Source organism: Caulobacter sp. X (assembly GCF_002742635.1).
Lineage (GTDB): Bacteria > Pseudomonadota > Alphaproteobacteria > Caulobacterales > Caulobacteraceae > Caulobacter.
Genome location: NZ_PEGF01000002.1, coordinates 1,852,363 through 1,872,559 on the forward strand (window position 1 = coordinate 1,852,363; position 20,197 = coordinate 1,872,559).

The following is a 20,197-nucleotide window of genomic DNA, read 5'->3' on the forward strand; positions in this document are numbered from 1 at the left end:
GGGCGCATGATCAGGATTCGCTTCCAGGCTTGCAAGCCGCCGATCGTCGCGGGCGCTTTGGCCGCGTTGGCGCTGGCCGCCTGTTCGCCGAGCGCGCCCAAGCCGGCCGACGCGCCCAAGGCCGATGACAGCGCCGAGGCCGGCTATGTCGGCCCGCCCGTCGTCGAGAGCGTCCAGCGCGCCAACGGCGGCCTGATCCTGTCGGGTCATGGCGCGCCCGAAGCCGACGTGCGGCTGCGCTCTCCCGCCGGCGAGACCTTGTCTGGGCGGACCGACCGCGAAGGGCGTTGGAGCCTCACCGTTCCCAATATGGAGGGCGTGCGCCTTTTTGGCCTGTCGACGACTCGCGCCGGCCGCACCGTGCAGGCCGAGGGTTATGTGATGGTGGCGGAGGGCGGCGACGTGGCGCTGTTGCGCGCGGGCGCCGGAGCCAAGCGCCTGGCCTCCGGGTCGTCTTCGCCGCGCATCCTGACGATCGACGTCGATCGCGAGGGCGGGGCGGTGGTGTCCGGTGTCGCCGCGCCGGACGCCGGCCTGAACGTCCGCGTCGATCGCGTCACGCGCGGCGGCGGGCGGACCGACGACGAGGGGCGGTTCTTCATCTCGCTGACCGCCGCCCTGGCGCCGGGCGGCCACGACATCCAGGTCGCGGGCGAGGGCGGGGAAACCGCCGTGTCGGTCGTCACCTCGCCGCCGCAACCGCTGGTCACCGGGCCGGTGCGGGCGGAACGTACGCCGCAGGGCTGGCGGGTCGACTGGATGACGCCGGGCGGCGGCGTCCAGACCACCCTGCTGATCGGCGGTCCGCGATGAGGGGCATGGGCGGTCCGCCCTCCGCTGGACGCGAAGCGGTTCCCGGCGCCATCGCCAAGGCCGAGCAGCCCGTGCGGTTCTGGAGCGCGATGGGCGACCTCGTGCGCCTGGTCATGCGCTCCGGCGCGCCGGGGTTGCGTTGGCGGGTCACGGTCGCTCTGGTCCTGACGCTGGCGGGCAAGGCCCTCGGCGTGCTGGCCCCCCTGATGCTGGGCAAGGCGGTCAACCAGCTGTCGGCCGGCCAAAGCGCGGCGGTCGCCGTGACCTGGGCTTTCGCGGGCCTCGCCCTGGGCTGGGCGTTCGTGCGGTTCGTCTCGGCCGCCGCGCCGCAGGCCCGGGACACGATCTTCACGCCCGTCGCCCAGGCCGCCCAGAACCGGGCAGCGGTCGAGACCTTCGCGCACGCCCTGTCGCTGTCGATCGACTTCCACCAGTCCAAGCGGACCGGCTCGCTGTCGCGGGTAATCGATCGCGGCGCGCGGTCGATGGACTTTCTGCTGCGGAGCCTGGCCTTCAACCTGGCGCCCACGGGCGTCGAACTGATCATGGCCGCCGTCGTGCTGGCCAAGGCCTATGACTGGCGGTTCGCGGCCATCGCCCTCGGCACCGTCGCGGTCTACGGCTACCTGACCTTCGCGATCTCCGACTGGCGCATCGGCCATCGCCGCGCCCTGAACGAAGCCGACGCCGAGGCCGCCGGGCGGGCCGTCGACGCTCTGCTGAACTACGAGACCGTCAAGTCGTTCGGCGCCGAGGCGCGCGCGGTGGCCGGCTATGGCGGCGCGCTGGATCGCTATGGCGAGGCTCAGATCAAGGCGACCAACTCGCTGAACCTGCTGAACATGGTGCAGGCGGCGGTGATGAGCGTGGGCCTTGGCGGCATGGCGGTGCTGGCGGGGGCGGAGGCGGCGGCCGGCCGCATCGGTCCGGGCGACGTGACCGCCGCCATCCTGATCCTGATCAATCTCTACGCCCCGCTGAACATCCTGGGCTTCGCCTATCGCGAGATTCGCCAGTCCCTGATCGACATGGAATCGATGATGGACCTGCGCCGGCAGACCGCCGACGTGGCCGACGCGCCGGACGCCATCGACCTGCCGCCCAGCGTGGATCGCAGGGGCGGGGCGGTGGCCTTCGAGAAGGTCTCCTTCCGTCACGGCGCGCGGTCCGAGGGCTTGGCCGACGTCACCCTGGCGATCGCGCCGGGAACGACCGTCGCCATCGTCGGCCCCTCGGGCGCGGGCAAGACCACCCTGGTGCGGCTGGCCTTGCGGATGATCGATCCGCAGTCGGGCCGGATCACGCTGGACGGTCACGATCTTCGCGCCCTGACCCAGGCCTCGCTGCGGCGCGCGGTGGCGCTGGTGCCCCAGGACGTGGCGCTGTTCAACGACACCCTAGCCGCCAACATCGCCTTCGCGCGGCCAGAGGCGACCGAGGCCGAGGTCTGGGCGGCGGCCGAGGCCGCGGAGCTTGGCGAGTTCATCCGCAACCTGCCAGACGGCATGGCCACCAAGGTCGGGGAGCGGGGCTTGAAGCTCTCGGGCGGCGAGCGTCAGCGCGTCGGCATCGCCCGCGCGCTGCTGGCCAGTCCGCGCGTGCTGATCCTGGACGAGGCGACCAGCGCGCTCGACAGCCGCACCGAGGCCGCGATCCAGGCGACGCTGCGCAAGGCGCGCGCCGGTCGTACGACGCTGGTCGTGGCCCACCGCCTCTCGACCATCGCCGACGCCGACGAGATCGTGGTGCTGCGGCGGGGCAAGGTGGTCGAGCGCGGCCGCCACGAGGCTTTGCTGGAGGCCGGCGGCGAATACGCGGCGCTGTGGCGTCGGCAGACGCGAGAGCGCGAGCCGGTTTAGGGCTTCGCCGCTTCGCCAACGACCACTATATCGACGACGCTTTCGAGAGGAGCTTCCCTTGCGCTATCTGCACACCATGGTCCGCGTCCGCGATCTGGACGCCTCGCTGCGGTTCTACTGCGAGGGCCTGGGCCTCCAGGAAGTGTCCCGGATGGAGAACGACAAGGGCCGCTTCACGCTCGTCTTCCTGGCCGCGCCCGAAGACGTCGAGATGGCCAAGGAGCGCAAGGCGCCGCTGGTCGAGCTGACCTACAACTGGGACGACGAGGAATATCTCGGCGGCCGCAACTTCGGTCACCTGGCCTATCGCGTCGACGACATCTACGAGACCTGCCAGCGCCTGATGGATATGGGCGTGACGATCAACCGTCCGCCGCGCGACGGCCACATGGCGTTCGTGCGCTCGCCGGACGGGATCTCCGTCGAGCTGCTGCAGGACGGCAGCCTGCCGCCGGCCGAGCCCTGGGCTTCGATGCCCAATACCGGCGCCTGGTAGGCGCCGGGCTAGACGAGACGCGCGCGGGCCAGGTCTTCCAGCCTCCGGACCGGCGCGTCGGCGATGGCCTTCCAGATCACTCGCGCCAGCTCCACGCGATAGGCGGTCTTGTAGCCGGTGACGAACGGCGAGCGCGCGCCGCCGGGCGCTTCGGTGTTCAACGCCTCGGCCAGCGCCTGGCGCACCTTGCGCGCCTGGGCGTCGAACGCGCCGGGGCCGGGCAGGGAGATCAGCCGGTCGACTTCCAGGCCGGCATGCACCGCCGTCGCCACCAGCGCGGGAAACGCGGATAGGTCGGAGGGCGCGAAGGCGCACATCCTGAAGCTGGGCTTCGTGGTGTTCGCCCCAATCTTCTCGCCGGTCAGTTGGAAATCCAGGATCGCGGCGACACGGTTCAGCGTCTCCGGCCAGTGATCGTCAGCATTCGCCATTTACTTGTAGCCCCCTGGGGGCTCCCGATAGCCGGGTTCATTGTGCGAGGAAAGCACTCCCAGCGCGAACTTCACATTTTGGGTAGAGTTCGGCCCTGGAAAAGCGTCGAGCGAGACGCCAAATCCTGGCGGCTCCGACCCGGAGCGAACACGAGGTTCACCGCATGTCGGATCTGTCCGCCTTCCCGATCACCCGTCGCTGGCCCGCCCAGCATCCCGACCGGATCCAGCTCTATTCTCTGCCGACGCCCAACGGCGTGAAGGTCTCGATCATGCTGGAGGAGACGGGGCTGGCCTACGAGCCGCACCTGATCGACATCGGCAAGAACGAAACCTGGGAGCCCGAATACCTGTCGCTGAATCCGAACGGCAAGATTCCGGCGATCCTGGATCCCAACGGTCCTGACGGGAAGCCGCTGGCCCTGTTCGAATCCGGCGCGATCCTCGTCTATCTGGCCGACAAGAGCGGCAAGTTCCTGCCGACGGATCCCGCCGCCCGCTACGAAACCCTGCAGTGGGTCTTCTTTCAGATGGCCGCCATCGGCCCGATGTTCGGCCAGCTGGGCTTCTTCCATAAGTTCGCGGGCAAGGACTACGAGGACAAGCGTCCGCGCGACCGCTACGCCGCCGAATCAAAGCGCCTGCTGGGCGTGCTGGAAGGCCGACTCGCCGACCGTTCGTGGATCATGGGCGACGACTACACGATCGCCGATATCGCCACGCTGGGCTGGGTGCGCAATTTGGTTGGCTTCTATGGCGCGGGCGATCTGGTCGACTACGCGGCCCTCAAGCACGTGCCGCGCTGGCTGGAGCAGGGTTTGGCGCGTCCGGCCGTGCAGCGCGGCCTCGACATTCCCAAGCGCGGGTGAGGCGAGGGCGCCTGCGACCTTTTCGCCCCGGCGTTAAGAATTAAGGTCTGATTAACCATAATTCCCCGACCCTGTGCGCGTCTTCTTTGGAAGGCGCACCACCATCACTGACTTTCCACAGCCCGGTCTCGTACCGGGCTGTTTTTTTGGAATAAGGCGCTTGCATCGCCGCGGGGAGGCGGCTATCACGCGGCCTCTTCTGAGAGCGACCTGTTCCGCGGTAGCTCAGTGGTAGAGCAGCCGGCTGTTAACCGGCTGGTCGTAGGTTCGAATCCTACCCGCGGAGCCACTCTTCTTTTTCGCCTTCCGGAAGTTTTCCCGCATTCGAAACGACCTCGACTCTCGTCGCGCGTCCGCGTGCATTTGTCTCAAATCTGACGGCCGTCGGCGCTTGCATCGACTCTGCGCGGCGGCTATCTAGCCGCCTCTCTTGAGAGCGACCTGTTCCGCGGTAGCTCAGTGGTAGAGCAGCCGGCTGTTAACCGGCTGGTCGTAGGTTCGAATCCTACCCGCGGAGCCACTTCAGAATTAGCCCGGTTATTGAAGGCTAAGCCGCATCTTCAATCTCGAAATCCTACTATGCACTCGCTAGATTCGCGTTGTGGCATGAGGGAGCTTCGCTGTGAGCAATGATGTGTCAGCGAAGAGGGCCGAACTGGTCACGGTGCTTGGCTCGCAAGCGGCCGATTGGGGGCCGAAGGTCTTCAAGGTTCTTGCTGGTTCTCTAGGCATGGGAGCATTGGCCGACGCTCTGATCGAGACTCTGCCTGGCCAGCGGATCGATCGTGTGGAGAGCGTGGTCAGGGCCCTTCACGATGGACTCGCCGCCACCGAACGATCGCTTGATGAAGTGGTCGCGATAATCAAGTCGCCCAATAGGCCAGAGGCAGTCGCGTTGATTGTCGATGGAATCGTGCACGCTGCTGAGGCAACGGGGAAAGAGCGACTGGAGCGCATTGCGTGCGTGATGGTCAACGGCTTGGCGTCGGACGAAATGACAAGCATCAATGCAAGGAGAGCGTTGCGCACTTTGGCATTGATAGATGACGCAGAGGTTCAAGTCCTAGCTCTGGCCGAACAGCATGGCCGCCTGGACTACCTATTTGACGACAGTTCTGCTGCGCGTGACGCCGGGCCAGATCACCTCATCCTTTCTGGAGGGGAAATTGCGCCTCCACCGTTGCCGGCAGTCCTTGCCGCTTGGCCGAAAACAACGCTCCATTTAGCGCTATCCAGACTTGTGGGATTTGGGCTGATGGAAGTCAGCCGACCTTATGCTGTCCTGGGGGAAAAGACAGCGCAAACCTATTCTGTGTCGCCTGGCGGAAGTGCGCTTTTGGCCCTTGCAGGCTAAGTTGGCTGAGCAGGTCAATTCTACCGCCGTCGCGGAGCCACTCCCCTTATTCCCAGACCGGTTTTGACCGGATCGTCAGCGGGACGCCGCCCTCGGCGTGGACCGTGACGCGATCACCTTGCCGCTGGAACGTCAGGTCAACGGTTTCGGCCCCGACGCGCAGGTGCTCGACCCGCAGACGGTCGATACCGATCGGCAGGCGCGGATCGACCAGGACGATCTCGCCGCGATTGGCGTCGATTGAGACGCCCAGGCACGCCTGCAGCATCATGAACACCGAGCCCGCGGCCCAGGCCTGGGGCAGACAGGCGACTGGATAGGCGACCGGCGGCTCGCCCGGCGAGCGGGGGAAGCCGCAGAACAGCTCGGGCAGGCGCATGCCCATCCGGCTGGCGGTCTCGAACAGATCCGCCGTCAGCTTCACCACCCCATCGCGTTCGCCGTAGCGCGACAGACCCATCACGCAGAGGGCGGTGTCGTGCGGCCAGACCGAGCCGTTGTGATAGCTGATCGGATTGAACCGGGCCTCGCCGGCGGCCAGCGTCCGCAGGCCCCAGCCGGAATTGAACGCGGCCGACAACAGCTGGTCCGAGACCTTGCGCGCGCGTTCCGGCGTGGGCAGGCCGCAGAACAGCAAGTGTCCGGGATTGGACGACAGGACGCGGCAGAGTTGGCCCTGACCGTCGACGGCGATGCCGTAATAGCCGCGCTCGTCCATCCAGAAGAGGGTTTCGACCTTCTGACGCAGCCGTTCGGCCTTCTGGCGCCAGAGCGCCGCCTGGCCGATCTCGCTTCGGCGTTCCGCCAGACGCGCCATGCCGCGATAGGCCGCGAAGGCGTAGCCCTGCACCTCGACCAGGGCGATCGGGCCGGACGGATAGCGGCCGTCGGCGTGGAACACCGAGTCCTCGCTGTCCTTCCAGCCCTGGTTGGAGAGGCCGCTGTCTTGGCCGCGCGCATAGTCGATCAGCCCGTCGCCGTCGCTGTCGCCGTCATGCTCGATCCAGTGCATGGCGCGCTCCAAGGCGGGCCACAGTTCGTCGATCAGCCGGTCGTCGCCGGTGCGGGCCTGGTAGGCGTCGGCCAGGGCCACGAACAGCGGGGTGGTGTCAACGCTGCCGTAGTAGCGGCCGAAAGGCACTTCGCCGAGCGCCGGCATCTCGCCCTTGCGGGTCTCGTGCATGATCTTGCCCGGCGCGCTGTCGCGGAAGGCCGAACGCTCCTGGGCCTGGTGCGCCGCCAGATAGCGCAGCACGCCCTTGGCCAGGGAGGGCTCGAACCACAGGATCTGCCAGGCGGTGATGATCGCGTCACGGCCGAAGGCGGTCGAGAACCAGGGGATGCCGGCGTAGGGGTAGGGGCCGGTCTCCATCCGCGTGGTCAGCAGCGCCAGGTCCGACCGCGACTTGCCCAGCCACTCGTTGAACAGCCGGCCCGAGCTTCTGAGCCGCGCGCCATGGCGACGGCGCGCGCGCATGTCCCAGCGCGCGCGGGCGGCGGCGTCGCGGAAACGCTCGCGGCTGGGGACGTGCCCATCGACCGCGCCGATCTCGACATAGAGCTCGGTCACGCCCTCGGCTTGCAGGCTGAACATGAACTCGGCCTTGTGGGCGCTGAGGCGATAGGGGGCGTCTGAGAAGGCGATGAAGGACGAGCGCTCCACGCCGTCCAGGCCTAGATAGCTGTAGGCGACGCGGCGGCCGCCGACATGCGGCGGGCCCTTGACGCCGCGCCGCGCCCGCTTGGTCCCGCGCACCTCGAACATGTCGCGAAAATCGGCGTCGAACTCGATCGCCATCGGCAGCAGCACGAGGTCGCGGCTGTAGTTCACGCAACGAATGCGCTCGTAGAGGCGCTCGCCCCACAGGAAGCGCTTGCGCTCGATGTGCAGCACGCCGGGCGGCCCCATCGGACCGCCGGGATAGGGCAGGGCCTGGTTGGTGGCGTTGCAGGTAAAGAAGACGTTGTCGTGAGCGACCGCGGCCGACAGCAGGGACGGCGCGTGGCCGCCCAGCGTCAGGCGATAGAAGGACAGGATCCGCGTGTCGTTGTGGAAAAGGCCGTCGCCCTGTCCGGCGATGTCGCCGAACTGGTCGGCGACGATGAAGGTGTCCTTGTCCTTCAGGGCATAGAGATTCTGCGGCGCACGGACTTCCGCCGTCACACCGTAATCGACCGGCGCCTCGATGGCCGGTGCGAGACTCTCCATGGCCCCTCCTTCATGTCATGCGCTCGCGGCGAGCTCGACCAAGGACGGGTAGACAGCGGCGCCGTCGCGCAGCTGTTCGTAGAGCGCCACGTAACGTCGAGCCATCGCCTCGGACGAGAACCGATGTTCGAAACGCTGCCGCACCGCTTTTCGATCCAAGCTTTCGACCTGTTTGATCGCTTCGAGCGCCTGGTCGTCGTCATCGACGATGAAGCCCGTGACGCCGTGATCGATCACCTCGGGCACCGAGCCGCAAGCGTAGGCGACCACGGGCGTGCCGCAGGCCATGGCCTCGATCATCACCAGGCCGAAGGGTTCGGGCCAGTCGATCGGGAAGAGCAGGGCGTCCGCGCCGCCCAGGAAGGCCGACTTCTCGCTGTCGCCGATCTCGCCGACGAACTCGATCAGCGGCTCGCCCAGGATCATCGGGGCGATCTTGTCCTCGAAATAGGCGCGGTCGGCGGCGTCGACCTTGGCGGCGATCTTCAGGCGCTTGCCCAGCCGTTTGGCCAGCATGATCGCCCGGTCGGGCCGTTTCTCCGGCGAGATGCGGCCCAGGAAGGCCAGGTAGCCGTCGCTCTTTTCGGAGAAGCGATAGATGTCGGCGTTCATGCCGTGGTGCACCGTGCCGGCCCAGTTGGCGAACGACAGGGGGCGGCGCTGGTCGTCGCTGATCGAGACCAGCGGGAACTGCGGCCAGCGCTTGTACACGGCCGGCAGGTCTTTCAGGTCCAGGCGACCGTGCAGCGTGGTCAGGGTGTTCTGGGCCTGATCCGCGAAGAACGGAAAGTGGATCATGTCGGTGTGGAAGTGGATGACGTCGAACTCGCTCGCCATCGCGCGAACCTCGGCGAGCTGCGCCATGTGCGCCGCCAAGTCCGACTTCAGCGGCGCGGGGTCCAGTCTGATCGCCTGATCGCGCACCGCGACCAGCTTGGCCTTGGTCTGGGCTTCGGCGCTGGCGAACAGGGTGACGTCGTGACCAAGATCGACCAGGGCGTCGGTCAGGTGAGCGACGACGCGCTCGGTGCCGCCGTACAGGCGCGGCGGAACGGCCTCGTAGAGGGGCGTGATCTGGGCGATCTTCATGCGGCGGACCTTGGGGCGAGGAACTGGGAGCGGTGCTGGACCGCACCAACTGAGTTCCGAAACGCGCCTTTTGTTCCGCCTGTTCGCCTTTGTATGGCCTTGCCGCGCCGCGCCTACTGAGCCGAGGTGTGACGCGTCATGCGCGCCAAGCGTTCCTCGCGTTCAAGACGTTCACGCTCCAGGCGCAGGTCTCGCCTATGCCGCCGCCAGCGACCATAGGCCTTTCGCGCCGCGGTGTTCATGCGCGGCAGGAAATAGATCACCACAAGCGCTGCGATCGCTCCGACGACCACGACATTCGCGTTAAGCATGGCAACAACCTCACGAAGCCGAAATGTTCGGGCTTCCCCCCTAAGGTGAGCACCAACGGTAGAGCTATCTTTACCATAAATCCGCGGCGATCAATCGCGCTCGCGTGACAAGGGACACCGAGCGCCCCAAACGGCGTTGTTTTGCTCTTTCCTTGATCCTCGCGGGTCTGGTTGGCGCTTTTAAGGCCTCCGCCAACGGCGTTTAAACCCATTCGCGCCAAGCGATCGCATTGCGTTCAGGCGATCGGCGGACCTATAAGCCTGCTCGAAAGTCCAGTCCTTCGAGGGATTCCATGAGCACCGACTTCGCCGCCGCGCGGCTGAACATGGTCGAGAGCCAGATTCGCACCGCCGACGTCACCGACCTGCCGCTGCAGGACGCCCTGCGGGTGACGCCGCGCGAGGCGGTGGTCCCCGCCGCGAAGGCCTATCTGGCCTATGCCGACGCCGACATCGAATACGCGCCGGGCCGCTGGCTGCTGCGTCCGCGCGAAGTGGGCAAGCTGCTGCAGAACCTGAAGCCGCGCGAAGGCGAGAAGGCCCTGGCGATCGCCGCGCCCTACGCCGCCGCCGTGCTGGAGAATATGGGTCTCTCGGTCACGCGCCTGGAAGGCGACGACCTGAAGGCCGTGCCGGGCGGCGACTACGACGTCATCATTTGCGAAGGCGCCGTCGCCGTCGCGCCGAAGAGCTGGCAGGACGCCCTGGCCGTCGGCGGCCGCCTCGGCGTCATCGAGCGCACCGGCCCGGTCGGCCGCGCCGTCATCTACGTGCGCGCCGAGGACGGCGTGGGTCGTCGTCAGGCCTTTGACGCCTCGCCGCCGATCCTGGCGGGCTTCGAGGTCGAGGTCGGCTTCAGCTTCTAAGCTTTCGCGTGGGCGGGCGTCGCAGCGTCCGCGTGAAAAAAGCTTAACTAGCGACGGCTGGCGGTCCGACTTACACGCCTCATAGTGTGGTACGCGAGCTTCGCGTGATTGGGGATAGAACCTAGATGTCGAACCGTCGACGGGCCGGATTGCTGGCCGCCGCTTGCAGCGCCGGCCTGATGGCGGGCGTGTTTTCCGCCGCTCACGCCGAAACCCTGGCCGACGCCATCGCTCTGGCCTACCAGACCAACCCGACCCTGCAGCAGCAGCGGGCCAGCACCCGCATCACGGACGAGGGCGTGGTTCAGGCCAAGACCGGCTTCCGCCCAACGGTCGGCGGCGAGCTGGACGTGACCGGTTCGAAGACCAGCCCGGACACGGGCGCGGACGTGAAGGCCTCGGGCAGCAGCGCGACGCTGTCGATCAGCCAGCCGCTTTATACGGGCGGTCGCGCCAGCGCCAACCTCAGCGCCGCCGAGGCCGACGTGCTGGCCGCGCGGGAGAACCTGCGCTCGGTCGAGCAGAGCGTGCTGGTCAATGTCGTCCAGGCCTATGTCGACGTCCGCCGCGACCAGGAGCGCCTGCGCATCGCCAAGGAGAACGTCGCGGTCCTGCAGCGCCAGCTCGATGAATCCAACGCCCGCTTCGACGTGGGCGAGATCACCCGCACCGACGTCGCCCAGTCGCAGGCCCGCCTGGCCGCCGCCAAGGCCGGCCTGTCGTCGGCCCAGGCCCAGCTGGAAGTCAGCCGCGCGGCCTACGCCGCCGTGGTCGGCCAGACGCCGGGCGAACTGGCGCCGGAGCCGAGCCTCGCGACTCTGTTGCCCGCCTCGGTCGATCAGGCCTTCGAAGCCGCCCAGACCGCCAATCCCGGCGTGACCTCGGCCCGCTACAGCGAAGAGGCCGCCGCCGCGCGCGTCGCCGTCGCCAAGGCCGGCTATCGTCCGACCGTCTCGGCCCGCGCCTCGCTGGGCTACGCCGCCGACAAGCGCTCGGGCGTCGGCAGCCAGTTCGACGACTATGACCGCACGGTCTCGGGCGCGATCACGGCGTCGATCCCGATCTTCACGGGCGGCCTGACGACCTCGCAGGTGCGCGCCGCCACCGAGCGCGAGAACGCCGCCCGCAGCGCCACCGAGAGCGCCAAGCGCACCGCGATCCAGCAGGTCTCCAACGCCTGGAGCAACCTCCTGGCCTCGCGCGCCAACCTGATTTCGAACGAAGAGCAGGTCCGCGCCACGCGGATCGCCTTCGAAGGCGTGCGCCAGGAGCAGCAGGTTGGTCTGCGCACGACGCTGGACGTTCTGAACGCCCAGCTCGAACTGTCGAACGCCGAGCTGGCCCTGGTCGGCGCGCGTCGCGACGAATATGTCGCCAGCGCCGTGGTCCTGCAGGCCATGGGGCAGCTGGGCGTCAACAAGCTGTCGGCGAGCACGACGGCCTATGATCCGAAGACCTCGTACAACCGCGTGACGCACAGCGTCGGCTGGGTTCCGTGGGAGCCGGTGGTGCAAGCCGTCGACAAGGTGGGCGCGCCGTCGGCAAAAGCTCAAAGTGGGGCGAAATAGACACGGCCGGCCCGCGTCGTTTCAGCCCACAGCTTATCCTTAAGCTTGCTTAACCTGCTCAAGTCTGCACCATCGCGGTTTAACGCGCCGCAACGCGCGTACAGATTCGTATTTCTTACGACGGCCCCCGCACATGTCCGATCAGAGCTCTCAAGAACCTACGATGGAGGAAATCCTCGCCTCCATCCGGCGCATCATCTCCGAAGATGACGCGCCGGCGGAGCCTGCGGCCGAGGAGGCCCCCGCGCCCGAACCGGAGCCGGAGCCTCTGCTGGAGTCCGAGCCGGAAGTCGGTATGGATTTCGCGGCCGGAAGCGATGGCGAAGACGTTCTTGAACTGACCGATCCGATCGAGCCCGAGGCCGAGTTCGGCGCCGAGCCGCCGCTTGAGACGGTCGGCGACATCGACGTCTATTCGCCGCCCCCGCCGGAGCCTGAACCGACCCCGTCCGCGGCGCCGACGTTCAACCGCGATGAGGCCGCTGACAATCTCGTTGGCGAGACGGCCGCTTCGGCCGCCGCCTCGGCGTTCGGCAGCCTGAGCTCGGCCCTGCTGATGCCCAAGGACGGCCGCACGCTGGAGGACGTCGTACGCGAGTTGCTGCGTCCGCTGCTCAAGGAGTGGCTGGACCAGAACCTGCCGCGCATCGTCGAGACCAAGGTCGAGGAAGAAGTCCAGCGCATCGCTCGCGGTCGCCCCTAGACGTCTTCCGAACTCCGAAAATCAAGGCGGTCGCCGCGGCGGCCGCCTTTTTCGTTGCGAAATACCCCACAAATCCAGGCCCCGCCGGTTCCCCGCGCGGGCCGCAGATGGCATATCCCCACCGCCATGCTCGAAAAGACCTTCGATCCCAAATCCGTCGAACCCCGCCTGTACGCCGCCTGGGAGGCCTCCGGGGCCTTCAAGCCCAGCGAGGATCCGAACGCCGAGCCGTTCGTCATCGTGATCCCGCCGCCGAACGTGACGGGGTCCTTGCACATCGGCCACGCGCTGAACAACACGCTGCAGGACGTGCTGACACGCTTCCACCGCATGCGCGGCAAGGCCGCCCTGTGGCTGCCGGGCACCGACCACGCGGGCATCGCCACGCAAATGGTTGTCGAGCGTCAGCTGGCCGCCGCCGGCAATATCGGCCGCCGCGACATGGGCCGCGACGCCTTCGTCGAGAAGGTCTGGGAATGGAAGGCCGAGAGCGGCGGGGCCATCACCAACCAGCTGCGTCGGCTTGGCGCGTCATGTGACTGGTCGCGCGAGCGCTTCACCCTGGATGAGGGCCTGTCGGCCGCTGTCCGCAAGGTGTTCGTCCAGCTCTACAAGCAGAACCTGCTTTATCGCGACAAGCGCCTGGTCAACTGGGACCCGCAGTTCCAGACCGCCATCTCCGACCTCGAGGTCGAGCAGAAGGAGGTCGACGGCGCCTATTGGCACTTCGCCTATCCGCTGGCCGACGGCGTCACCTACCAGCACCCGATCGCCTTCGATGAGGACGGCAAGCCGACCGAATACGAGACCCGCGACTACATCGTCGTGGCGACCACGCGTCCCGAGACGATGCTGGGCGACACCGGCGTCGCGGTTCACCCTGATGACGAGCGCTACAAGGGCCTGGTCGGCAAGTTCGTGACGCTGCCGATCGTCGGCCGCCGCATCCCGATCGTGGCCGACGACTACGCCGACCCGACCAAGGGCTCGGGCGCGGTGAAGATCACGCCCGCCCACGACTTCAACGACTTTGGCGTCGGCAAGCGCGCGGGCCTCGAAGCCATCAACATCCTGACGGTCGAGGCCAAGCTGAACGAGAACGTTCCGGCCGAGTACGTCGGCATGGACCGCTTCGTCGCGCGCAAGGCCATCGTCGCCCGCGCCGAGCAGGAGGGCTGGCTGAAGGAGATCGAGAAGACCAAGCACATGGTCCCGCACGGCGACCGTTCGGGCGTGGTCATCGAGCCCTTCCTGACCGACCAGTGGTACGTCGACGCCAAGACCCTGGCCCAGCCGGCGCTGAAGGCGGTCGAGAGCGGCGAGACGGTCTTCGAGCCCAAGCACTGGGAAAAGACCTACTTCGAATGGCTGCGCAACATCGAGCCGTGGTGCGTCTCGCGCCAGCTCTGGTGGGGCCATCGCATCCCGGCGTGGTTCGGTCCGGAAGGCTCGATCTTCGTCGAGGAGACCGAGGAAGCCGCCTACGCCGCCGCCCGCGCCCAGTACGGCAATGACGTCGTCCTGACCCAGGACGAAGACGTCCTCGACACGTGGTTCAGCTCGGCCCTGTGGCCGTTCTCGACCCTGGGCTGGCCCGAGAAGACCGCCGACCTCGCCAAGTTCTACCCGACCAGCACCCTGGTGACGGGCTTCGACATCATCTTCTTCTGGGTCGCCCGGATGATGATGATGGGCATCCACTTCATGGGCGAAGCCCCGTTCAAGCAGGTGTTCATCAACGCCCTCGTCCGTGACGAGAAGGGAGCCAAGATGAGCAAGTCCAAGGGCAACGTGATGGATCCGCTGATCCTGATCGACGAACTGGGCTGCGACGCGGTGCGCTTCACCCTGACGGCGATGTCGGGCCAGGCGCGCGACATCAAGCTCTCCAAGCAGCGCATCGAAGGCTATCGCAACTTCGGCACCAAGCTGTGGAACGCCTCGCGCTTCGCCCAGATGAACGAGTGCGTCCGCGTCGAGGGCTTCGACCCGGCCACCGTCCAGCAGCCGATCAACAAATGGATCCGCGGCGAGACGGTCAAGACCGTGGCCGAAGTCACCAAGGCCCTGGAGGCCCCGTCATTCGACGAGGCGGCCGGGGCTCTGTACCGCTTCGTCTGGAACGTCTTCTGCGACTGGTACCTGGAGCTGGCCAAGCCGATCCTGAACGGCGACGACGCGGCGGCCAAGGCCGAGACCCGCGCCACCGCCGCCTGGGCGCTGGACGTGATCCTGAAGCTCTTGCACCCGGTGATGCCGTTCATCACCGAGGAGCTGTGGCAGAAGACCGCCGAGTTTGTCGGCCCGGCTCGTGACACCATGCTGATCTCGGCGAAGTGGCCCGAGCTGCCCGCCGACTGGATCGACGCGGAAGCCGAGGCCGAGATCGGCTGGCTGGTCGAGACCGTGGGCGAAATCCGCTCGATCCGCGCCGAGATGAACGTGCCGCCGTCCGCCAAGCCGGCGCTGACCATTGTCGGCGCGGGTCCGGAGACCAAGGCCCGCCTGGCGCGCCATCGCGACCTGCTGCTGACGCTCGCGCGCCTCGACAGCGCCCGCGAGGCGGAAGCCGCCCCGGCCGGCTCGGTCCCGATCGTGATGGGCGAGGCCACCGGCGCCCTGGCCATCGCCGAGTTCATCGACCTGGCCGCCGAGAAGGCCCGCCTGACCAAGGAGATCGCCGGCCACGTCGGCGAGATCGAGAAGACCCAGAAGAAGCTCGGCAACCCCGACTTCCTGGCCCGCGCCAAGGAAGAGGTCGTCGAGGAGAACCGCGAGCGCCTCGCCGAGGCGCAAGCCGCCAAGGCCAAGCTGGAAGCCGCGCTCAGCCGTCTGGAGTCGGTGGGCTAGGGGGTAAGTTGCTCCCCCGCGCTGCGGGGGAGCTGTCACGAAGTGACTGAGGGGGCGTACCGGAAGTCGGCGGCGCTGGCCCCCTCCGGCCCTCTGGGCCACCTCCCCCGCGCTGCGGGGGAGGATCTAACTTATCAATGATCCCCTAGCGTCAAACGTACGTTTGCATCCGGCTTCCGGCTGTGCTCTCTGGGCGGGAAACGCGCTCGATCGACAAGGGCGCGACCTACCGGGAGAGAGTAAGCATCATGACCCAGGCCGCCGCTTCCAAGCCCACTCCGTGGCCCGCCATGTCGGTCCAGCAAGCCTATGCGCTGATCACCCAGCCGGGCACGCCGGGCGAGATGGAAGAGGTCGAGATCCGCGGCGTGAAGACCCGGGTCTGGAAGAACTGCCCGCCGACCCTGCGCGAGACCCTGCTGATGGGGCGCAGCCACGGCGAGAAGATCTTCATGGTCCACGAGGATGAGCGAGTCAGCTTCGAGGCCTTCTACCGCGCCGTCACCCACATGGCCGCCGAGTTGCAGGCCTTCGGCGTGCAAAAGGGCGATCGGGTCGCGATCGTGATGCGCAACGTGCCCGAATGGCCGGTGGCCTTCTATGCGGGCCTGGTGCTGGGGGCGATCGTCACGCCTCTGAACGCCTGGTGGACGGGCCCGGAGCTGGAATACGGCCTGATCGACTCCGGCGCCAAGGTCGCGATCGTCGACGTCGAACGCTACGAGCGCCTGACCGAACACCTGCACAACTGTCCCGAGCTGCGGCGCGTCTATGTCAGCCGCTCGCCCGAAGAGATCAGCCATCCCTACGTCGTCCATCTGGAAGCCATTATCGGCGGGCCCAACGATTGGGCGGCGCTGGAGCCCAAGCCGCTGCCGACGGTGGATATCGCGGCAGACGACGACGCGACGATCTTCTACACCTCGGGCACGACGGGTAAGCCCAAGGGCGCGATCGCCACCCACCGCAACATCAACAGCAACATCTTCGCCGCCGCCGCCGCGTCCGCGCGCGCCTTCCTGCGCCGGGGTGAAATACCGCCCCAGCCCGATCCGGCCGCGCCGCAGAAGGGGGCGCTTCTGTCGGTGCCGTTCTTCCACGCCACCGGCTGCTTCGCCGTGCTGAACCCGTCGCTGTTCGCCGGCGCCAAGCTGGCGATGATGCGCAAGTGGGATCCCGAGCGCGCCATGCAGGTGATCCAGGACGAAAAGCTGACCCAGATGGGCGGCGTGCCGACCATCGCCTGGCAGATCATCGAGCACCCGAACCGCGACAAGTACGACCTCTCCTCAATCGAGGCCGTGGCCTATGGCGGCGCGCCGTCCGCGCCGGAACTGGTCCGCAAGATCAAGGAAATCTGGCCGAAGTCCTCGCCCGGCAACGGCTGGGGCATGACCGAAACCTCGGCCACGGCGACCAGCAACTCGGCGGAAGACTACGAGAACCGCCCCGACAGCTGCGGCCCCGCCGTGCCGGTCACGGACCTCAAGATCATGACCGTCGAGGCGCCGTATCGCGAGCTGCCGATCGGCGAGGTCGGCGAACTGTGGTGCAAGGGCCCGCAGGTCGTGCGCGGCTACTGGAACAAGCCCGAAGCCACCGCCCAGACCTTCGTCGACGGCTGGGTGCGGACCGGGGACCTCGCGCGCCTCGACGCCGAGGGCTTCTGCTTCATCATCGACCGCGCCAAGGACATGCTGATCCGCGGCGGTGAGAACATCTACTGCATCGAGGTCGAGAACTGCCTCTACGACCACCCGGCGATCATGGACGCGGCCCTGGTCGGCATCCCGCACAAGACCCTGGGCGAGGAGCCGGCGGCGGTCGTCACGCTGAAGCCGGGCGCCCAGGCGACCGAGGCCGAGCTGCGCGCCTTCGTCGCCGATCGTCTGGCCGCCTTCAAGGTGCCGGTGAAGGTGGTGTTCTGGCCCGAGACCTTGCCGCGCAACGCCAATGGCAAGATCATGAAGAACGAGCTGAAGAAGGTGTTCGTGGAGGGGTGATCCGCCCCTCGTCGGAGGGATGACGATGGTCCAGTCCAAGGCGGCGAACGTCGACGACTTCCTGGCGGAGGTCCCGCCGGATCGCCGCCCGGCGTTGGACCGCCTCCGGGGCCTCTGCCGCGAGCGCTTCGGCGCCGAGCGCGAGCTCATGGCGTTCGGTATGCCGGGCTATGGCGATCCCAAGGCGCCGCTGGTCTCTTTCAACAGCCAGAAGCATTACATCGCGCTCTATGTCGGGCGAGCGGCGCTGGACGCCTTCCCGGAGCGCATGGCGGGCGTCGATCGCGGCGGCGGCTGCGCACGCTGGAAGAAGGCCGAGGCGATCGACTTCGACCTCGTCGCCGACTTGCTGGATCACGTCCGCGAGCACGGCCGCGGCGCCTGTTAGGGCGGCCGTCCCGGCGCGAGCCGGAACGGCGCTCCTTTACGCCTAGGCGCTGACCGGCGGACGCCTGTGCGCCCACGGCTGGGCCTGTTCCAGCTGATAGGCCAGGCCCAGCAGCGTGGCTTCGTCGCCAGCCCGGCCCGCGAACTGGACGCCGACTGGCAGGCCGCCGGCCGTCCAGTGCAGCGGCACGCTCATGGCGGGCGCGCCGGCGACGTTCTGGACCGGGGTGTAGCCTACATAGGCCATCAGCCGCGCCTGCAGCTCCTCGAACGGAACCCAGCCGGCGACATAGCCCAGCTCGACCGGCGGCTTGCCCAGCACCGGCGACAGGATGACGTCGTACTTGGTCAGCCAGGCGTCATAGGCGCCGATCATGGCGTTCAGGCGCTTCATGGCGGCGGGCAGGGCGTCCTTGGGCAGCTTGCCGACCAGTTCGGCCATGCCCAGGGTGAAGGGCTCCAGCACCGTGGCGTCAGGCTTGCGGCCCATGGCCTTGGTGACGCCCGCGACCAGCTCGGCCGCGCCGCTGGCCCACAGCACGGTGAAGTCCTGGCCGAATTGCGCGCCATCGACGGGCAGGGCGGTCGGCTCGACCCGGTGGCCCAGGTCCTTCAGCAGCTTGGCGGCGTTCTCGACCGCGGTCCGCACTTCTGGGTCGGGGGCGAGGCCCGTGCCGCCGTTCATCACCAGGCCGATTTTCAGCTTCTTCTTCAGCGGCTGGCCGATCATGCCGATCGGCTTGAACGGCGCGCCGGCGTCGGTGCGCTCGGTCGCGGCGAACATCGCCGCCGAGTCGCGGACGCTGTGGGCCAGGACGTGCGAGACCGACAGGTCGATGCCCCAGCTGCTGGGACGGTTGGGGATCATCCGGCCGCGCGAGGGCTTGAGGCCAAACAGGCCGCAATTGGCCGAGGGGATCCGGATCGAGCCGCCGCCGTCGCTGGCGTGGGCGATGGCCACCATGCCGGACGCCACGGCCGCGGCCGCCCCGCCGGACGATCCGCCCGAAGAGTGCTGGGTGTTCCAGGGATTGCGCGTGGGCAGGAAGCCCATCGGCTCGGTCGTCGGCAGGAAGCCGTATTCCGGCGTCGCCGACTTGCCCAAGGTGATCAGGCCCGCCGCGTCGAAGGCGTCGATATAGGCCGTCTGCTCCTTCTCAGGCTTGGCGCCGAGGCTGACGCGGGTGCCGTAGCGGGTGGGCAGGCCCTTGTAGGGGTCCAGGTCCTTGACCAGGAACGGCACGCCCGCGAATGGGCCGGAGAGCTTACCGGTCTTGGCCTTGTCCAGGGCGCGCTCGAAGTCCGAGGCGACCAGGGCCTGCACCTGCGGCTGCAGCGTCTCGATCCGCTGGATCGCCGCCTCGACCAGTTCGGCGGCGCTGACCTCCTTGCGGCTGACCCGGCCGGCCAGTTCGGTGGCGTCGGGCGTCCACGGCGCGGGGGCGGCGGACGACTTTGGCTTGGCGAAGGCCGAAGGGGCGGCCGCGATGGCGGCGGTGGCGGCCAGAAGACCGCGACGGCTGAAACGCATGGATGGTTCACTCCCATTGGCCGGCGTCTGACGCGCCGGTGATCGACGTTAAGTTGACCCGGAAGAGACCTTGGCCGCAAGCCCGTGCTACATCGCCGCTTTGGGTTTTGGGGAGTCGTCGTGGCCCGCAAGCGCATCGATCAGCTGCTCGTCGAGCGGGGCGTCTTCGACAGCCGCGCCAAGGCTCGCGCGGCCGTCGAGGCCGGGCGCGTGACGGTGGCGGGCAAGGCGGTCGCCAAGCCCTCGGAAAGCGTCGACGAGGACGCCGAGATCGTCGCCGAGGCCGCTCATCCCTGGGTGGGACGTGGCGCGCTGAAGCTGGTCCACGCGCTGGACCTCTGGCCGATCGCGGTCGAGGGCCGGATCGCGGCGGACATCGGCGCCTCCACCGGCGGCTTCACCGAGGTTCTGCTATCGCGCGGGGCGGCCAAGGTGTTCGCCGTGGATGTCGGGCGCGATCAGCTTCACGCCAAGCTCAAGGCCGATGATCGGGTTCTGGGCCTGTCCGGCGTCGACGCGCGGGCGCTGGACGCCGACACGATCCCGGAAGCGCCAATGCTGGTCGTCAGCGACGTCAGCTTCATCTCGCTGACCAAGGCCCTGCCGGCGGCGCTGGGGCTGGCCGCCTCAGGCGCGGACCTGGTGGCGCTGATCAAGCCGCAGTTCGAGGCCGGGCGTGACCATGTCGGCAAGGGCGGGCTGGTTAAGGACCCCGAGGTGATCGCCCGTGTCGAGCGCGAGATCGTCGACTTTCTGGAAAGCGCGGGTTGGTCCGTGAAGGGTCTCGCCGAAAGCCCGATCACCGGTGGCGAGGGCCAGGTCGAGCGCCTGGTCTGGGCCCTCAAGCGCTAAAAGCAA

Annotated in this window: 17 protein-coding genes and 2 tRNA genes; 14 read left to right on the plus strand and 5 right to left on the minus strand. The window is 67.8% G+C overall.

Annotated features, from left to right (window positions below; all coding sequences use genetic code 11):
• The first annotated feature begins 6 nt into the window (after positions 1–6).
• The 3 genes from CSW60_RS21235 to CSW60_RS21245 are packed head-to-tail and all read left to right on the plus strand — an operon-like array spanning position 7 to position 3,168.
• Entirely contained in the window at positions 7–813 is an 807-nt protein-coding gene (locus tag CSW60_RS21235) for a hypothetical protein (protein WP_099539210.1), read from the plus strand.
• A complete protein-coding gene (locus CSW60_RS21240) occupies positions 744–2,672 on the plus strand; it encodes an ABC transporter ATP-binding protein/permease (RefSeq protein ID WP_099539209.1) in 1,929 nt (642 codons plus the stop codon). The genes CSW60_RS21235 and CSW60_RS21240 overlap by 70 nt, the downstream gene beginning before the upstream one ends.
• A 58-nt stretch (positions 2,673–2,730) precedes the next feature.
• Complete coding sequence (locus CSW60_RS21245) at positions 2,731–3,168, plus strand: VOC family protein (RefSeq protein WP_099539030.1); 438 nt, start codon at positions 2,731–2,733, stop codon at positions 3,166–3,168.
• A gap of 8 nt (positions 3,169–3,176) precedes the next feature.
• Here the strand turns inward: CSW60_RS21245 and CSW60_RS21250 are convergent, their stop codons facing one another.
• The gene (locus CSW60_RS21250; RefSeq protein ID WP_099539031.1) at positions 3,177–3,599 is read right to left on the minus strand and encodes a hypothetical protein; all 423 of its coding nucleotides are present in this window, start codon (positions 3,597–3,599) and stop codon (positions 3,177–3,179) included.
• Positions 3,600–3,763: 164 nt separating this feature from the next.
• On the opposite strand from CSW60_RS21250, the gene CSW60_RS21255 reads away from it, so the two are divergent.
• The 4 genes from CSW60_RS21255 to CSW60_RS23315 all read left to right on the plus strand — a co-directional run bounded on the left by CSW60_RS21255 (position 3,764) and on the right by CSW60_RS23315 (position 5,822).
• Positions 3,764–4,468, plus strand: a complete 705-nt coding sequence (locus CSW60_RS21255; protein WP_099539032.1) for a glutathione S-transferase N-terminal domain-containing protein — start codon at positions 3,764–3,766, stop codon at positions 4,466–4,468.
• Positions 4,469–4,682: 214 nt separating this feature from the next.
• Positions 4,683–4,757 (plus strand) — tRNA-Asn (locus CSW60_RS21260).
• A 156-nt stretch (positions 4,758–4,913) separates the two neighbouring features.
• Positions 4,914–4,988 (plus strand) — tRNA-Asn (locus tag CSW60_RS21265).
• 102 nt (positions 4,989–5,090) lie between these two features.
• A complete protein-coding gene (locus CSW60_RS23315) occupies positions 5,091–5,822 on the plus strand; it encodes a hypothetical protein (protein ID WP_143324236.1) in 732 nt (243 codons plus the stop codon).
• A gap of 46 nt (positions 5,823–5,868) precedes the next feature.
• Here CSW60_RS23315 and CSW60_RS21270 read toward each other — a convergent pair whose 3' ends face one another.
• The 3 genes from CSW60_RS21270 to CSW60_RS21280 all read right to left on the minus strand — a co-directional run bounded on the left by CSW60_RS21270 (position 5,869) and on the right by CSW60_RS21280 (position 9,431).
• Entirely contained in the window at positions 5,869–8,031 is a 2,163-nt protein-coding gene (locus CSW60_RS21270; RefSeq protein ID WP_099539033.1) for an amylo-alpha-1,6-glucosidase, read from the minus strand.
• A 15-nt stretch (positions 8,032–8,046) separates the two neighbouring features.
• Positions 8,047–9,120, minus strand: coding sequence for a glycosyltransferase family 4 protein (locus tag CSW60_RS21275; RefSeq protein WP_099539034.1), 1,074 nt, complete (start codon positions 9,118–9,120; stop codon positions 8,047–8,049).
• Positions 9,121–9,233: 113 nt separating this feature from the next.
• Positions 9,234–9,431 carry a hypothetical protein gene (locus CSW60_RS21280; RefSeq protein WP_099539035.1) on the minus strand — a complete coding sequence of 66 codons (198 nt, stop codon included), beginning with the start codon at positions 9,429–9,431 and terminating at the stop codon, positions 9,234–9,236.
• Between the two features lie 293 nt (positions 9,432–9,724).
• On the opposite strand from CSW60_RS21280, the gene CSW60_RS21285 reads away from it, so the two are divergent.
• The 6 genes from CSW60_RS21285 to CSW60_RS21315 all read left to right on the plus strand — a co-directional run bounded on the left by CSW60_RS21285 (position 9,725) and on the right by CSW60_RS21315 (position 17,809).
• On the plus strand, positions 9,725–10,297 hold the full coding sequence (locus tag CSW60_RS21285) for a protein-L-isoaspartate O-methyltransferase (RefSeq protein ID WP_099539036.1): 573 nt from the start codon (positions 9,725–9,727) through the stop codon (positions 10,295–10,297).
• 125 nt (positions 10,298–10,422) lie between these two features.
• Entirely contained in the window at positions 10,423–11,865 is a 1,443-nt protein-coding gene (locus CSW60_RS21290; protein WP_099539037.1) for a TolC family outer membrane protein, read from the plus strand.
• A gap of 133 nt (positions 11,866–11,998) precedes the next feature.
• Positions 11,999–12,568 carry a DUF2497 domain-containing protein gene (locus CSW60_RS21295; protein WP_099539038.1) on the plus strand — a complete coding sequence of 190 codons (570 nt, stop codon included), beginning with the start codon at positions 11,999–12,001 and terminating at the stop codon, positions 12,566–12,568.
• Between the two features lie 126 nt (positions 12,569–12,694).
• Positions 12,695–15,418 (plus strand): valine--tRNA ligase, encoded by a 2,724-nt coding sequence (locus tag CSW60_RS21300; protein ID WP_099539039.1) that lies wholly within the window; start codon positions 12,695–12,697, stop codon positions 15,416–15,418.
• A 248-nt stretch (positions 15,419–15,666) separates the two neighbouring features.
• The gene (locus CSW60_RS21310) at positions 15,667–17,421 is read left to right on the plus strand and encodes a class I adenylate-forming enzyme family protein (RefSeq protein WP_099539040.1); all 1,755 of its coding nucleotides are present in this window, start codon (positions 15,667–15,669) and stop codon (positions 17,419–17,421) included.
• Positions 17,422–17,446: 25 nt separating this feature from the next.
• Positions 17,447–17,809, plus strand: coding sequence for a DUF1801 domain-containing protein (locus tag CSW60_RS21315; protein ID WP_099539211.1), 363 nt, complete (start codon positions 17,447–17,449; stop codon positions 17,807–17,809).
• A gap of 42 nt (positions 17,810–17,851) precedes the next feature.
• On the opposite strand, the gene CSW60_RS21320 is transcribed toward CSW60_RS21315, so the two are convergent.
• A complete protein-coding gene (locus CSW60_RS21320; RefSeq protein ID WP_099539041.1) occupies positions 17,852–19,339 on the minus strand; it encodes an amidase in 1,488 nt (495 codons plus the stop codon).
• Between the two features lie 120 nt (positions 19,340–19,459).
• Between CSW60_RS21320 and CSW60_RS21325 the strand changes: the two genes are divergently transcribed.
• Positions 19,460–20,191: a TlyA family RNA methyltransferase gene (locus tag CSW60_RS21325; RefSeq protein WP_099539042.1), complete on the plus strand. Its 732-nt coding sequence runs from the start codon at positions 19,460–19,462 to the stop codon at positions 20,189–20,191.
• The last annotated feature ends 6 nt before the right edge of the window (positions 20,192–20,197 follow it).

Coding starts and splice junctions, on each gene's coding strand:
- CSW60_RS21235 (WP_099539210.1), top strand. CDS start 7: ATGATCAGGATTCGCTTCCAGGCTTGCAAGCCGCCGATCGTCGCGGGC.
- CSW60_RS21250 (WP_099539031.1), bottom strand. CDS start 3,599: ATGGCGAATGCTGACGATCACTGGCCGGAGACGCTGAACCGTGTCGCC.
- CSW60_RS21255 (WP_099539032.1), top strand. CDS start 3,764: ATGTCGGATCTGTCCGCCTTCCCGATCACCCGTCGCTGGCCCGCCCAG.
- CSW60_RS21270 (WP_099539033.1), bottom strand. CDS start 8,031: ATGGAGAGTCTCGCACCGGCCATCGAGGCGCCGGTCGATTACGGTGTG.
- CSW60_RS21275 (WP_099539034.1), bottom strand. CDS start 9,120: ATGAAGATCGCCCAGATCACGCCCCTCTACGAGGCCGTTCCGCCGCGC.
- CSW60_RS21280 (WP_099539035.1), bottom strand. CDS start 9,431: ATGCTTAACGCGAATGTCGTGGTCGTCGGAGCGATCGCAGCGCTTGTG.
- CSW60_RS21285 (WP_099539036.1), top strand. CDS start 9,725: ATGAGCACCGACTTCGCCGCCGCGCGGCTGAACATGGTCGAGAGCCAG.
- CSW60_RS21290 (WP_099539037.1), top strand. CDS start 10,423: ATGTCGAACCGTCGACGGGCCGGATTGCTGGCCGCCGCTTGCAGCGCC.
- CSW60_RS21295 (WP_099539038.1), top strand. CDS start 11,999: ATGTCCGATCAGAGCTCTCAAGAACCTACGATGGAGGAAATCCTCGCC.
- CSW60_RS21300 (WP_099539039.1), top strand. CDS start 12,695: ATGCTCGAAAAGACCTTCGATCCCAAATCCGTCGAACCCCGCCTGTAC.
- CSW60_RS21310 (WP_099539040.1), top strand. CDS start 15,667: ATGACCCAGGCCGCCGCTTCCAAGCCCACTCCGTGGCCCGCCATGTCG.
- CSW60_RS21315 (WP_099539211.1), top strand. CDS start 17,447: ATGGTCCAGTCCAAGGCGGCGAACGTCGACGACTTCCTGGCGGAGGTC.
- CSW60_RS21320 (WP_099539041.1), bottom strand. CDS start 19,339: ATGCGTTTCAGCCGTCGCGGTCTTCTGGCCGCCACCGCCGCCATCGCG.